This window comes from Rufibacter soli, assembly GCF_054781795.1.
This window is the reverse complement of the sequence record NZ_BAAGTS010000002.1, coordinates 465,798-481,155: the sequence shown is the minus strand read 5'-3', so window position 1 is coordinate 481,155 and position 15,358 is coordinate 465,798. Positions and strand designations below refer to the sequence as shown.

8 protein-coding genes and 1 pseudogene are annotated in these 15,358 nt (G+C 49.8%); 7 read left to right on the top strand and 2 right to left on the bottom strand.

The window, feature by feature from the left end; translation table 11 throughout:
- The first annotated feature begins 257 nt into the window (after nt 1-257).
- The 4 genes from ACYVJQ_RS04005 (at nt 258) to ACYVJQ_RS03990 (ending at nt 6,211) form a co-directional block, all read left to right on the top strand.
- Nucleotides 258-872, top strand: a complete 615-nt coding sequence (locus tag ACYVJQ_RS04005; RefSeq protein WP_460891769.1) for a hypothetical protein — start codon at nt 258-260, stop codon at nt 870-872.
- A 180-nt stretch (nt 873-1,052) separates the two neighbouring features.
- Nucleotides 1,053-2,525: a sodium:solute symporter gene (locus tag ACYVJQ_RS04000; RefSeq protein ID WP_460891768.1), complete on the top strand. Its 1,473-nt coding sequence runs from the start codon at nt 1,053-1,055 to the stop codon at nt 2,523-2,525.
- Between the two features lie 216 nt (nt 2,526-2,741).
- The gene (locus tag ACYVJQ_RS03995) at nt 2,742-4,241 is read left to right on the top strand and encodes a sodium:solute symporter (RefSeq protein WP_460891767.1); all 1,500 of its coding nucleotides are present in this window, start codon (nt 2,742-2,744) and stop codon (nt 4,239-4,241) included.
- 149 nt (nt 4,242-4,390) lie between these two features.
- Entirely contained in the window at nt 4,391-6,211 is a 1,821-nt protein-coding gene (locus ACYVJQ_RS03990; RefSeq protein WP_460891766.1) for an ABC transporter ATP-binding protein, read from the top strand.
- Nucleotides 6,212-6,728: 517 nt separating this feature from the next.
- Here the strand turns inward: ACYVJQ_RS03990 and ACYVJQ_RS03985 are convergent.
- Nucleotides 6,729-8,159 carry a SusD/RagB family nutrient-binding outer membrane lipoprotein gene (locus ACYVJQ_RS03985; RefSeq protein ID WP_460891765.1) on the bottom strand — a complete coding sequence of 477 codons (1,431 nt, stop codon included), beginning with the start codon at nt 8,157-8,159 and terminating at the stop codon, nt 6,729-6,731.
- Between the two features lie 10 nt (nt 8,160-8,169).
- Nucleotides 8,170-11,385 (bottom strand): SusC/RagA family TonB-linked outer membrane protein, encoded by a 3,216-nt coding sequence (locus ACYVJQ_RS03980; RefSeq protein WP_460891764.1) that lies wholly within the window; start codon nt 11,383-11,385, stop codon nt 8,170-8,172.
- Nucleotides 11,386-12,169: 784 nt separating this feature from the next.
- Between ACYVJQ_RS03980 and ACYVJQ_RS03975 the strand changes: the two are divergent.
- From ACYVJQ_RS03975 to argC, 3 genes and pseudogenes are all read left to right on the top strand, one after another.
- A pseudogene (locus ACYVJQ_RS03975) lies at nt 12,170-12,715 on the top strand (GNAT family N-acetyltransferase); the annotation flags it as partial.
- A gap of 130 nt (nt 12,716-12,845) precedes the next feature.
- A complete protein-coding gene (gene argG / locus ACYVJQ_RS03970; RefSeq protein ID WP_460891763.1) occupies nt 12,846-14,042 on the top strand; it encodes an argininosuccinate synthase in 1,197 nt (398 codons plus the stop codon).
- Nucleotides 14,032-15,021 carry an N-acetyl-gamma-glutamyl-phosphate reductase gene (gene argC, locus ACYVJQ_RS03965; RefSeq protein ID WP_460891762.1) on the top strand — a complete coding sequence of 330 codons (990 nt, stop codon included), beginning with the start codon at nt 14,032-14,034 and terminating at the stop codon, nt 15,019-15,021. The genes argG and argC overlap by 11 nt, the downstream gene beginning before the upstream one ends.
- The last annotated feature ends 337 nt before the right edge of the window (nt 15,022-15,358 follow it).

Below are 15,358 nucleotides of genomic sequence, written 5' to 3'. Positions count from 1 at the left end.
GCCCCTCAGGTGGCACAATCGTAACAGGGCAACCACAAGGGATTGCCCCTACTTTTCATTCCATCACGTGCGGATTTTTGCCACAGAAAAAAAGAAGACCTTCTGTTTTGGGCCTGTTTTCTTGAGAACAGGTCCAAAACAGACAGAAAGCAACAGACTACAAGAACGGTTGTTTCGTTAGTGGCTTTAATACACTATCTTAGTGGGAGAGATAATAGGCTTCGGGGCTTGGCACCTTCCCCTCAAAATGTTTCTGTATGACCTTCTATAAATCTATTATTGGCTTTTTTAGCCTCACGCTGGTTTGCTGGGGCCTTTCGCTGCCCGGCCAGGCGCAGACCACATCGGTCCCTGATTCTGTGCAGGCACCTGTGGCGGCGCAACCCAGGGTAAGCTACGGCCTGAACGCAGGCGCGGGCTTTAGCCGGTTAGGTTCTTTTTCTTACCTGGAACCCCAGGTGCAATACCGCCTAACGCCCCGGGTACACGTGTTCAGTTCCCTCACCATGGTGCAGAACTGGGGCGGGCCTACGTTCAGGACTTCTACCCGCGAGGGCGGCAACACCGCGGTGATGGCGGCAAACCCCACCCGAAACTACTTGCTGCATGTTGGGGGTACTTACGCCATGAGTGAAAAACTTCTGTTAAGTGGCAGCGTCTGGAAAGACCTTACCTCCATGGCGGGCAACCGTTACAACCCTAACCCTTTTACCTTCGGAAGTTACCCTAGCCAGGGCTTTCAGTTTAAGGCCCACTACCAGGTGGCGCCTAACGTGACGGTGTCTGGGGGCATCCAGTACGGCAACGGGGGAACTAACAACGGGTACGGAGATTATTACGGCAGCGGGTTCAACTCTCCCTGGGGTTATTAACTCTACCAAGTGCCCTATTTCCTGGAACTTTCAAACCCTTTCGCTTCACTGGCGGAAGGGTTTCTTTTTAGGCACCAGCTTAGTCTTTCATAACAGGCCGCAATAAAGGAACAGGGTATTCTTTTTTACTTATATTTGCTTGCACCTTACAGACAAACTACAAACCCCTAGTTTCTTCGCATGTCTTCAACGTTTATTCTGGTCATCATTGCCCTTTATTTCTGCGTTCTCATTTTCATTTCTTTCCTCACCAGCAAGAAAGGCGAATCTACAGACAGCTTCTTTTTAGCTAACCGCAAGTCGCCGTGGTACGTGGTGGCGTTCGGGATGATTGGCACCTCGCTTTCGGGGGTAACCTTTATCTCAGTGCCCGGCATGGTGGAGAAAGTGCAGTTCTCTTATCTACAGCTTATTTTGGGCAACATGCTGGGCTATTTTGTGGTGGCCCTGGTATTAATGCCGCTGTATTACCGCCTGAACCTGGTTTCCATTTACACCTACCTGGAGCAGCGCTTCGGGTTTTGGTCCTATAAAACGGGGGCGGCTTACTTCCTGCTGGCCCGTACGCTCGGCGCGGCTTTCCGGCTGTATCTGGTAGCCGGGGTCCTGCAGCTGGCCGTGTTTGATGGAATGGGCGTGCCATTCGAGATATCTGTGGTGATTACCATTGCCTTAATCTGGGTGTACACCTTCAGGGGCGGCATGAAGACAATTATCTGGACCGATACTTTCCAGACGCTGGCTATGCTTATCTGCGTGGGCATTACCATTGTCATGATCAATGATGCGCTGGGCCTTTCTTTCCAGGGCATGGTGAATACTATCTCTGAAAGCAAATATTCCCAGGTGTTCTTCTGGGAGTGGCAAGACCAGAAATACTTCCTGAAACAGTTTATCTCTGGTATGTTCATCGCCATTGTAATGGTGGGCCTTGACCAGGACATGATGCAGAAAAACCTGAGCTGCAAAAACCTGAAAGAGGCGCAGAAGAACATGTTCTCTTTCACCATCATTATCCTGTTTGTGAACATCCTGTTCCTGAGCTTAGGTGCATTATTATACCTGTACGCTGAGGCCAAAGGCATTACCCTCCCCGAAAAAGGCGACATGGTGTTCCCGGAACTGGCCCTTAAATACTTCTCGCCGGTAGCGGGTATCACCTTCATTTTGGGGATCACGGCCATCACGTACGCCTCCGCTGACTCGGCCTTGACGGCGCTTACCACCTCTTTCTGCGTAGACTTCCTGGATTTCAAGAACCGCCCCGAGGCGCAACGCATTAGGTACAAGAATTGGACCCACCTTGGTTTTTCTGTGCTGTTGGCCCTGGTAATCATTATCTTCAAGATCATAAATGACGAAAGTGTGGTGCAGGCGGTGTTTAAAGTAGCCGGGTACACCTACGGTCCGTTGCTGGGTCTTTACTCCTTTGGCGTGTTCACCAAGCGCCCGGTGCGCGACAACCTGGTGCCGTTTATCTGCGTGCTGGCGCCGGTGCTTACCTACATTATCAGTGCCAACTCCGTGGATTGGTTCTTTGGCTATGAGTTCGGGTTTGAGGTGCTGTTGCTCAACGGTCTGCTCACGTTCCTGGGGCTGCTGTCCATCTCCCGTAAGAACTCTGAGTTTGTAGACGTAACCGCCATCCAATAACGAATATCCCATAAGTTTTTAGCCCCTGTTTTGGGCCTGTTTTCTGTAAAACGGGCCCAAAACAGGGGCTTTCCTTTTTGTCCGGGGCTCGCCTTTCTTTCTCACTCTCCGTTTCAGGCCCGTTTTCTGGAAAATAGGCTTAAAACAAAACGCCGGTGATTTACTGCCTTTGCTGTATTTTTGTGCGCAATTCTTAAAAACAGAAGCACCCCATCCATGTCGCCACTTATCATCTTAGGTATTATTGTCGCTTACTTTTGCCTGCTGCTGACCATCTCTTTGGTGACCAGCAAGAAGGGCGAATCTACGGCGGGCTTTTTCCTGGCCAACCGGGCCTCGCCGTGGTACGTGGTGGCCTTTGGCATGATTGGGACCACCCTCTCGGGTATCACGTTCGTGTCTATACCGGGCATGGTGGAGAAAACCGGCTTTACCTACCTGCAGATGGTGCTGGGCTATGCGCTGGGGTATCTGGTCATCGGGTTATTTCTGCTGCCTTTGTATTACCGGTTGCGGCTGGTGTCTATCTATACGTACCTGGAGCAGCGGTTCGGGTTTTGGTCCTATAAAACGGGCAGCGCTTTTTTCCTGCTGTCACGTACGCTGAGCGCAGCCCTCCGGCTGTACCTGGTGGCGGGCGTGCTGCAGCTGGCGGTGTTCGGTCCGTTGGGCATTCCGTTTGCCGGCACCGTGGCCCTCACCATTGCCTTTATCTGGCTCTACACCTTTAGGGGCGGCATGAAGACCATCATCTGGACCGATACCCTCCAGACCCTGGCTATGCTGCTGTGCCTGGGCCTGAGCATCTGGCTGGTGTCTACCGAACTGCACCTTTCCTTTGCAGGCACCCTGCAGACCATCAAAGGCAGCGGCTACGCCCAACTCTGGGAGTGGGACCCCAAGGCGCCTAACTACGTAGTGAAGCAGCTGCTGGCGGGTGCCTTTATTACCATTGCCATGACTGGCCTGGACCAAGACATGATGCAGAAAAACCTAAGCTGCAAAAGCCTACCCGAGGCGCAGAAGAACATGTTCTGGTTTACCGTTATTCTGGTGATAGTCAACTTGTTGTTTCTCTGCTTGGGCGCTCTGCTCTACTTCTATGCCAACCAGAAAGGGATTGCCCTGCCCGCCAAAGGCGATGACGTTTTCCCGGAACTGGCCTTGCACCATTTCCCGCCCATGGCCAGCATTGCCTTTATCCTGGGCATTACCGCCATCACTTATGCCTCGGCAGACTCGGCGCTCACCTCGCTCACCACGGCCTTCTGCGTGGACTTTTTGAACTTCCAGCACCGCCCTGAGGCGGAACGAGTTCCTCTTAAAAATCGGGTACACCTAGGTTTCTCGGTGGTGTTGCTGGCAGTCATTCTACTTTTTAAGCTCTACAATGACCAGAGCATTATTGCCACGCTTTTCACGCTGGTGGGCTACACCTACGGCCCCTTATTAGGCTTGTACAGCTTTGGGTTACTGACCAGGCGTTCTGTGAGGGACCAAGCCGTGCCTTTTATTGCGGTACTCTCCCTGGTGCTCACCTACGTGATCAGTCTTAATTCTGCTGACTGGTTCTGGGGCTATCAGTTTGGGTTTGAGATCTTGCTGCTGAACGGCTTGCTCACGTTTATTGGCCTATGGCTGTTTTCCGGGAAAAAGAACAAATTTTCCTCCCTTCGGCCATCTGCCTCTACCGGGGCTGTGGTAAGTCATGGGTAATGCCTACCTTTGCGGGTTGCTTTCTTTGGGCAGGCGGCCACCAGCCTGTTTTAAGGCCGTTTTTAGAAAAACAGGCTTAAAACAGCCCGCTCCAACAACGCAATTGCTGCCATTGGGCAGGATGACTTTTACCAAACAACAAGGATTGCATGGCTAAACGAGGCTTCGGGCCGGGTACCGCACCCGAACTTGAGACAGAAGGAAAAACCAAACTCAGCAAAGAAAAGCTGAAGCGTGGCCTTCAGATATTCAGATTCCTGTTGCCTTACAAAGGCAAATTTTACATAGGCCTGGGGTTTCTGCTGTTCTCCAGCCTTACGTTTATGGCGTTTCCGGCGGTAACTGGCCAGTTGATTGATGCCTCAGTAGGCAAATCCACATTTCTGGGCCAGAACATAAACTACATTGCCTTGATGCTGTTTGCCGTGATCGCGCTGCAGGGCATTTTCTCCTTTTTTAGGGTCTACTTCTTTGCCCAGGTAAGTGAGAATGCCATTGCCGACGTGCGCAAAAGCCTTTACTCCCAGTTTATGGGGCTGCCCCTCACCTTTTTTGAGACCCGCCGCGTGGGCGAGATCACCAGCCGCATCACCTCAGATGTGAGCTACATCCAGGACGGGTTTTCGATCACCCTAGCCGAGTTGTTCCGCCAGGTTACCACCCTGTTGGTGGGCATTGGCTTTATCATGTTCATCTCTGTGAAGCTGTCACTGTTCATGCTGGCCACGTTCCCGGTGCTGGTGATTCTGGCCATGGTGTTTGGCAAGCGGCTTAAAAAGCTATCGCGCAAGACCCAGGATGAGCTGGCCATCACCAACGTGATTGTGGAAGAAACGCTGCAGGCCATTCAGGTGGTGAAGGCTTTTACCAATGAGCTGTTTGAGATCAACCGCTACCGCCAGGCTTTGAACCGGTCCGTGAAAACGGCTATTACTACCTCTTTTTACCGGGGCGCTTTCATTTCCTTTATCATTATTGGGCTCTTCGGCGGCATTATTCTGGTGATCTGGTACGGGGCTACCCTGGTACAGCGCGGAGACCTAACCTTTGGCCAACTGACCTCCTTTATCCTGTATACTTCCTTTATTGGGGCTTCGGTGGCCGGTTTAGGTGATTTGTACGCCAAGATCCAGGTGTCTATTGGTGCTTCTGAGCGTATTCTGGAGATCCTGGACATGCCCGTGGAGCAGCACGACCTGGCCGCCACGGCCAGCTCCCAGGTACGGTTCAACGGCAACGTACGCTATGACCACGTGGGTTTCTCCTACCCTACCCGCCCTGATCTGCAGGTGCTTCAGAATATTGACTTTGAGATTAAGTCGGGGGAGAAGATTGCTTTGGTGGGGTCTAGCGGTGCCGGCAAGTCTACTATTGCCCAGTTGCTCATGCGCTTCTACCCGGTAGACCAAGGCGGAATTTTCATTGACGGCCAGAACATCAGCCACATGCACCTGCATGAGCTCAGAAGCAACCTGGGTATTGTGCCACAGGAGGTGCTGTTGTTTGGCGGTACCATTAAAGAAAATATTTCCTACGGAAAACCCAACGCCACCGAGGAAGAAGTGATGGTAGCGGCCCAGAAGGCCAACGCCCTGCAGTTCATCCAGTCTTTCCCTGAAGGGTTGAACACGGTGGTAGGCGAGCGCGGCATTAAGCTTTCTGGTGGTCAGCGCCAACGCATTGCCATTGCCCGCGCCATTCTCAAAGACCCCGCCATCCTTATCCTGGACGAGGCCACCAGCTCCCTGGACTCTGAGTCTGAGATGCTGGTGCAGGGTGCCATGGATGAGCTCATGAAGGATCGTACCACCATTATTATTGCACACCGTCTGGCTACCATTAGAAAAGTAGACAAGATTCTAGTGATTGACCGCGGCCAGATTGCCGAGGCCGGTACCCATGATGAACTGGCTTACAACCCTGAGGGCATCTATGCTAACTTGTTGCGGTTGCAGTTCAACCACCAATAGATAAAAGGCTTACTGGCCTAATAGAATCTGTTTTGAGGCTATTTTTCAGAAAACAGGCCCAAAACGGCCTCCTCTTTTATTAGCCATTTTCTGTTTTGACCCTTTCCTATATTAAGCACGATGCCCCGCAAAAGACTTTTTCTTTTGCGGGGCATCGTGCTTATAGACCATACAACTGGTGGTGGTACCTAGCTATAGAGCGCTACCTTTTACTTAAGATGGCAAATCATGACAGGGTTTCCTCAGCTGTATTTAGCGCCTTATAGAGGCACAACTTGCCTCCTTTGCAGTGTGGCTACCTTGCCTAACCCCATAGGCAAACAGACACTCTCAGCATTTAAAGTACGCCATCAGCCTAGATTCCGCATTCATAAGTCTTTCTTGCAAAGCCAAAGAGGCTTAGGCAGGTTCTCTGGTTGGCTTTAACGTAAGTAGGTTGCAAAGTATGTCCATAAAAAAAGCTCTGGCATTGCTGCCAGAGCTTTTGAATTTTAGCTCTTAAGAGCTTAGTAGTAGCTTAGAATTTGTCCCAGAAGATTTTAGAAGTAACGGTGTTACCGCCAATGGCAGTAGCTGCCGCTGTGGCATTGGTACCGTTACTGTTAAACTCTGTGGTTGGGTAAGTTAAACGAAGCGGAATAGCACTGATGGCAGCCGCTGGTTTCACCAACGCTGGGGCATCTAATCTTCTCCACTCTGTCCAGCCTTGTACTGGGTTGCTGTAAAGGGCAATCCATTTCTGGGTTCCTATCTTCTGCTTGTAGGTTCCAGCGGCAGTCAGGTAGTTTACACTAGGCTGTGCCAGGTATGTAGTGGCTTCAGCAGCAGTTCCACCCCACTCTGTGATAGAGGCGGTTACACCTGCATCATAGTGGCTCATAGCGGTACCGCCTACAGCAAAACCTCTTTCTACTGCCTCAGCTAGCAGGAACTCAACCTCTGCGTAAGACAAAAGAACACCTGGCAAGGTAGGATCCTCTAACTTAGTACCTGGGGCAGAGTTAGCAGCATAGGAGTTTGGCGCACCAACGGTACCACCTTTGAATGTCCCGTTGGCCAATGGCTTGAAGTAATCATCTCTTCTTGGGTCATTGAGGGTGTTCATTCTGTCTACCAGCGTGTTTCCGCCTACAAAGTCAGCTCTTCCGCTTAATACCAGGTCAGAGTAAACCGGGTTGGTGTTAGGCGTAGTGGCCAAAAACTTGATAGTCGCGTGCTGAGTATTTGAAGTAAACACATTTTTAGCTGCAGCTTCCACCATGGTTTTAGCTTTGGCAGGATCAACGTCGGCAATGGTCATGCCTAATCTCAGTTTAAGAGAATTGGCAAATCTGATCCAGCTGGCTGTGCTGCCATTGTAGATCAAGTCTGCGGTTCCTAAACCAGTGGCAGAGGCGTCAAACATACCAATGGCTTTGTCCAGACGCACAATGAGGTCTGCGTAGATGGCCGCATCATCATCATACTTAGGCAAAACATTGGTAATATCCAGCGCCTGAGAGTAAGGCACATCCCCAAAGGTATTTACCAGAATTGACCAGGAAAGAACCTCTAACGTCTCAATAGACGCTAACTGGTTGGCTTTGATCTTAGGGTCTAAGAAAGCATCAGCATTGATAAGCCGCTTCGCTTCTTTCAGATCTGCCAGAACATCACGGTAAAACGGATCCCAGAAGTTTCTGTCTACCTGCCTGGTGGCAATGATAAACTGGCTTTCATCTGGGTAGGTAGTAGCCGCCCAGTACTGCGCATAGAACCTGAAGGGGTTGTTGTTTACGCTGGAACTGGCCGTGATGATGGCTAAGCTACGCTCGGCACTGGTCACAAGGGTTGCGCCCGGTGCATCAGTAGCAGCTTTCTTATTTATGTTGTAGTCATCCAGGCTGTCTACGCACGAAGGTGCGAGAAATAGCAAAGCTGGGATGCAGAAATATAGTATCCTTTTCATTTTGTCCTAATTAAAATTTGAATCTAAGGTTAAAGCCCAGGTTGCGGGTAGTTGGGTAGCTACCAGAGATATACCCTTGACCTAAGTTACCAGAACTCAATCCATCTTCTGGATCTGCATAAGGCAGGTTTTTATGGATGATCCAAAGGTTTCTTCCTACCACTGAAACATCAATTCCACCGAATGGTTTCAATTTTGAAACAAATGCAGCAGGCAGAGAATAGCTCAAAGAAACCTCTCTCAGTTTCACGTAGCTAGCATCATAAATATGAGCTTCCTGTGGCATATTGTAACCAAAAAGTCCTTCTGTGTTCTCAACACGGGTGGTGTTAGGAGTACCATCTTCATTCACACCTGGCAAGATCACACCACCACCATTAGCAATGGTATTACGTGATGGGTTTCCTAAGTCATTGGTGCGGGTGGTCTCTTCGTAAAGACCGGTACCAAAACCGTAGAAGTTATCCAAAGAGAATACATCTCCACCCTGGCGTACATCTACTAAGAAATACATGGAAAGGCCTTTGTAAGTTAAGGTGTTAGACACACCGCCTCTCCAGTTGGCGTTAGGATCTCCAATTTCAGTGCTGGCAGAAGAGTGCAGGTAAATACCATCTTCATCCACTACTTTCTGACCGTCTTTGTAAACAAAGCCTTGTCCACGCAGCATGCCAAACGGACGACCTACGGTAGCATTTGAAGACATACCACCTTGGTAGGTGGCCAGGGAGATGTTTTCTACACCTTCATAAAGAGACAATACTTTGTTTCTGTTCAAAGACCAGTTCACGTTCATGGTCCAGGAGAAATCATCTCTCTTGACAGGAGTTACAAATGCAGAAACCTCTACCCCTTTGTTCTCAACATTACCAGAGTTTACAAATCTTGAGTTATAACCAGTGGCGGTAGAAACGCTTACCGGAAGAATTTGGTCAACGGTGTTGGTTTTGTAAACGGTTAAGTCAAAACCAACACGGCCTTGCAGGAATGCCATTTCAAGACCAGCTTCAGTAGACTTGGTTCTTTCTGGTTTCAACTCCTGGTTGTTCTTGGTGCCTGGCATGGAGAACAATGGAATAGAACCCCAGCCAGTAGGCTTGTCATACACATCATAGATAGACAACGGAGGAGCGTCATTACCTACTTCAGCATAGTTCAGGCGAACTTTAGCGTAGCTCATCCAAGGCAAAGTCTCCTTCAGGTGCTCAGAGAACACGTAGCTGGCTGCAATGGAAGGATAGTAGAACACATTGTTGGGAGACAACAAGGTAGTAGACTTATCTCTTCTGATGGTGGCATCTAAGAAGAGGGTCTCTTTATACCCAATAGTACCGCTGGCGAAAACACCGTCTACCCCTTGTTTCTCATCATACTCTACCGGAGCATTGATAGGGCTTCTGGAGTTAGAAAGGGCATAAAGTCTAGGTACTACCAAACCACCGTTGGTGATAGCAGAAAGAGAGCTGATGTAGTTTCTGCGGATGTTGGCACCCACTAAACCAGATAAGCTCACATCACCACCGGCTACCACTTTGTTGAAATTACCAATCAGATCATAGTTATACTCTCTGGAGGTTCTGTTGTAACGGGTATAGTAAGGCGTTCCAGTGCTACCAATGGCGTTTCTTTCCTCCTGTACCTCATCATAAGAATCAAGGGTTACTCTACCCATTAAGTTAAACCACTCGGTAAACTTGTAGGTCGCCATAACATTACCAAAATAGCGGTAACGCTCATCATTCTCATAGTTCTCATAACGCACCCAGTACGCATTGTCTGTGTAGATAGGGCGTAAATCTGTAGCGCTACGTGTGTTCCAGGTAATGTTCTGTTTGTTACGGAAGTAGGCGTCTTTCTGCTCCTTCATGTCAACGTTGGTTTGCCACCACTGTCTGAAAGATTGCATAGGGTTGAAAGAGCTGTAACCTGTTCCGTAACGGCCCAGGCCTTCTACTTTGGTGAAGTTAACAGAAGCATTGGTAGTCAATTTTGGAGACACCGTATAAGAAGCTCCAAAGTTTATCATGTTCTTGGTCAGGTTACTGTTTGGCAGAATACCTTTATCCTCATTGCGGGTAAAGCCTAACTTGAAGCTGGCATTTTCATTTCCGCCATCCAGCACAACGCTGTTGTTCACAGAAACGGCCTTCTCAAAGAAGTAGTTAGGATCATTTTTAGCACCAACCCAAGGCGTAGCCTTGCGGTACTGTGGAGAGGTTGGATCCAGGGAGTTCCACTGGAACACCAATAAGTTTGGATCAAAAGGAGCTCCGTAAGAAGCATCTTCGGTGAAAGGAACCACTAAGTCCACTTTGCCGTCACCGTCCATATCACGCTCATTGAAGTAGGTTTCTTCATCTGGACCGTAATAAGGGCCATAACCGGCACCGTATTGTTTCTGGTACTTAGGAGCGGTGCTCTTGTCTATAAAACCTACGGTTACCCCGTTGTTCATAGTAATACCAAGACCTTTTCTGCCTTTTTTGGTGGTGATCATGATTACACCGTTGGCAGCACGTGAACCATAAAGAGCCGTAGCAGCAGCACCTTTCAGTACGCTCATAGACTCAATATCATCTGGGTTAATGTCAGCGGCAGCGTTACCATAGTCATAACCGCCACGGCCAGTTCTCTGGTTAGAGCTGTTGGTGTTGGCGTTACTGATAGGAACACCGTCCACCACAAATAGGGCCTGGTTGTTACCAGTAATGGATTTAGTACCACGCATTACTACGTTGGTAGAGCCACCCATGGTGTTATTCTGAGTAATGTTTAGACCGGCAACTTTACCAGCCAGCGAGTTCACAGCATTGGGGTTACGGGCAATGGTGATATCTTCACCTTGCACTTGCTGCGCGGAGTAGGGGAGTGAATTTTTTGTTCTTTCTGCACCTAAAGCTGTTACGACAACTTCTTGCAGTTGCTCTGAATCTGTGGCCAGAGATACATTAATGGTAGTGTTGTTTCCAATGGCACGTTCTGCCGTCTTATAGCCCACAAAGCTATACACTAAGGTAGTGCTCCCTGCCGGAACACTAAGCGAGTAGGACCCATCTGCACCGGTAGCGGTAGCCACCTGGGTTCCTTTTACTAATACAGTCACCCCAGGCATTCCTTGGTTGTTACCTGCCTCAGTAACTTTTCCTGTGATAGTCTTAGTCTGGGCAACGGCATTTTGGAATACCATTGTCAGCAGAAGAAGACTAAAAAGTAAGAGTTTCTTCATGTTAGTTTTAGTTAGTTAATAATAGGTTTTGGAAAGCTAATAATAGATGAAAAGAAATTTAATACCAAACTCCACCAAAAATGCCATAGGGCCATTGGTAATAATTTGGTAGAAAACGCGACGTAACATATTACATGACAGCCGAGTAAGCAAAAACCCTAAATTTGAAAGCTTTTTTTCTTATTTTTTTTCATTTCACCAAAAAGTGACAGAAATACGGCCCTTTATAAACATATAAAAAGTTATATATTTATATATTTCTTCCTCATAAACAGGAAGTGAGGCTGTGCAAAAATGGCTATTCTGCTTTTAGTATTTCCTCAATAAAAGGCAAGTTGAAGGTATGGTTTGCTAACAAACCATACCTAATAGTATAAAATTTAGACTGTAAAGCTTTTTTGAACCAAAGTCTTGCTTTTCACATTATTAATATGAAAACTTTGCGGCGAAGCGAAAACACACAAGCCGCTCGTTTATTATAGACCCTAGAAATGAATAAAAAGTCGCTTTTATCAGTTGTGGTGGCAACGGTAAAACGCTCCCTACTGGGGAGTACGCTTTTTTCTGTTCTTCCCAGAACAGTTTTTAATCAACCTATTTACCTTACCCGACCCAGGCGCTAGGCCCCTGGCCCGGTTGTGCACTACAACCAAACCGGACTCATCTCTGTATGCCAATGTTATCATTGGGTACACCCCTTTCATTTTATTTATTATATCAAACCCATATAGCAATGCGTATGTACGCTTCGGCTGTAGAGTTGCAGCCCATTGCACCTGTTTCCATGGAAACTCCTCAAAACGACTTCACGGTGGTGGTGGCTACGGAAGAGCACACGCCCTTCGCCCAGCAGATTTGCGATGAGATGGAAGCCTCGGCTAAGGCCCGCGGCACCGGCATTGCCAAGCGCTCCCCTGACTACGTGGCCAAGAAGATGGCCGAAGGCAAAGCCGTCATCGCGTTTAAAAGCGACGGTACCTGGGCGGGCTTCTGCTACATTGAGACTTGGGGACACGGCGAGTACGTGGCCAACTCAGGCCTCATTGTGTCCCCTACCCTGCGCAAGAGCGGGTTGGCCAAGCGCATCAAAGAGAAAATCTTTGAGCTTTCCCGCACCAAATACCCGCACGCCAAGATTTTTGGGTTAACCACGGCGCTGGCGGTCATGAAAATCAACTCAGACCTGGGCTACCGCCCCGTGACCTATTCAGAGCTCACCAACGACGAGGAGTTCTGGAAAGGCTGCCGCAGCTGCGTAAACTTTGACATCTTGACCGCCAAAGGTAGAAGCAACTGCCTCTGCACCGCCATGCTCTTTGTGCCGCCCAAAGACAATGAGTGATTGAGTGATAGAGTGAATGAGTGAATATTTTTTTAATTATTCACTCATTCACTCTATCACTCAATCACTCATCAAACATTCACTCATTCTTACATTCACTCAATCACTCATTACCAATATGAAAAAAGTAGTTCTCGCGTTCAGTGGCGGCTTAGACACATCTTTCTGTGTGAAGTACCTGCTGGAACAAGGTTATGAAATCTATTCGGCCATTGTGAACACCGGCGGCTTCTCTGAGGAGGAACTGGCGGAAATCGCCCGAAGGGCTGAGAATCTGGGCGTGAAAAACCACGTAACCTTAGACGAAACCGACAACTACTACCAGTCCTGCCTGAAGTACCTCATTTTCGGGAATGTGCTGAAAAACAACACCTATCCCCTATCGGTAAGCGCGGAGCGGATTTCGCAGGCCATGGCCATTGCCAAGTACGCGCAGAAAGTAGGCGCCGAAGCGGTGGCCCATGGCAGCACCGGTGCCGGCAACGACCAGGTGCGGTTTGACATGGTGTTCAACATCCTCATTCCCAACGTGGAAATCATCACCCCCATCCGGGACCTGAAACTGTCCCGCGAGGAGGAAATTTCTTACCTGAAAGAGCGGGGCGTGGAGATGGACTTCCAGAAGGCGCAGTACTCTATTAATAAAGGTATCTGGGGAACCTCGGTGGGTGGCAAGGAGACCCTGACCTCGCACCAGGCACTGCCGGAAACAGCCTACCCTACCCAACTGACCAAAGAAACGCCCGAGCGCATCACGCTGCACTTCAAAAACGGCGAGCCCGTGGGCTTGAACGATGAAATGTTTGACAACCCGGTGCACGTAATTCAGAAGCTGCAGGAGATTGCCGGGGCCTTCGCCATTGGCCGCGACATTCACGTGGGCGACACCATCATCGGCATCAAAGGCCGCGTGGGTTTTGAGGCGGCTGCGCCGATGGTCATCATCAAAGCGCACCACGCCCTGGAGAAACACACCCTCACCAAGTGGCAACTGTACTGGAAAGACAGCCTGGCCACCTGGTACGGCAACTGGATGCACGAAGGCCAGTTCCTGGACCCTACCATGCGCAACATTGAGACCTTCCTGACCGACACGCAGAAAACCGTGACCGGGAAAGTACACGTGTGGCTGGCGCCCTACCGCTTCCAGGTAGAAGGTATTGAGTCAGACCATGATTTGATGTCGTCTAAGTTTGGGTCTTACGGTGAGATGAACAATGCTTGGTCTGGCGAAGACGTGAAAGGTTTCTCCAAGATTTTCGGGAACCAGACCATGATGTACCGCTTAATCAACGGCGAAGAGGATGCAAAATAATAAGATACGCGTGGGCATAGTAGGCGGGGCAGGCTACACCGGTGGTGAGCTGCTGCGCCTGCTGGTGCACCACCCGCACACAGATATCCGGTTTGTGCACAGCAACAGCCAGGCCGGCAAACCCGTCACCGCCACCCACACCGATTTAGTGGGCGATACGGAGTTGGTATTCACCAATGAACTGGGCACCGACGTAGACGTGCTCTTCCTCTGCGTAGGCCACGGCGATGCCCGGAAGTTCCTGGACGCCAACCCTCTCCCGGACACGGTGAAAATCATTGACCTGAGCCAGGATTTCCGCCTCGCGGCGAAGTCCTCTCTAGGTAACCGGGCCTTTATGTACGGCCTGCCCGAGCTGAACCGTGAGCAGATTAAGACCGCCGCCAACGTAGCCAACCCCGGCTGCTTCGCCACTGCTATTCAGCTGGCCCTGCTCCCGCTGGCGCAAAACGGGGCCCTGCCCGCCGAGGTACATGTGAGCGGCATCACGGGCTCTACCGGCGCGGGCCAGAAACTGGCCGAGACCTCGCACTTCAGCTGGCGCAACAACAACATCTCCAGCTACAAGGTGTTCGGGCACCAGCATTTGCTGGAGATAACCGAGAGCCTGCAAGCGCTGCAAGGGGATTTGGACACGGCCATCCGGTTTGTGCCCTACCGCGGAAACTTCAGCCGGGGTATTCTCTGTACCACCTACCTCACCTCTGACCTGAGTTTGGAGGAGGCCCAGCAACTGTTCAGGCAGTTCTACGAAGGACACCCGTACACTATCCTTACGGATAGTAACCCGGACCTGAAGCAGGTGGTGAACACGAACAAGTGCCTCCTATATATAGAGAAGCACAACGACCAACTGGTCATCACCAGCCTCATTGACAACCTCCTGAAAGGTGCCAGTGGCCAGGCCGTGCAAAACATGAACTTGCTGTTTGGGTTGGAGGAAAGGGCCGGCTTGCAGTTGAAGGCCATCGGGTTTTAGCCTCCCATTGGTGTAAAGGATTTCTGGGGAGGCGTTTTAAGACTGTTTTGAGGAAAACGGGCTTAAAACGCAAAATCCTGTGAGTTTTGAAAACTTAATAGGTTTGAAATAGACAACTGACCCACTGCTACCCACCCTTACTGTCATCCTGAAAGGACCTTGTGGGCCAGCTAGAGTAGCGTTGTAGTAAACGCTTATACAGTTCGCTCACAAGGTCCTTTCAGGATGACAAAGAGTAGTTGCCTTTCAAAATACTATGGCGCGGAAGTTACTTCCGTGCCATAGTAAAGCAATTGGTACCTGAGGCTGAAGCCTCGTGCCAGCAACATATAAAATG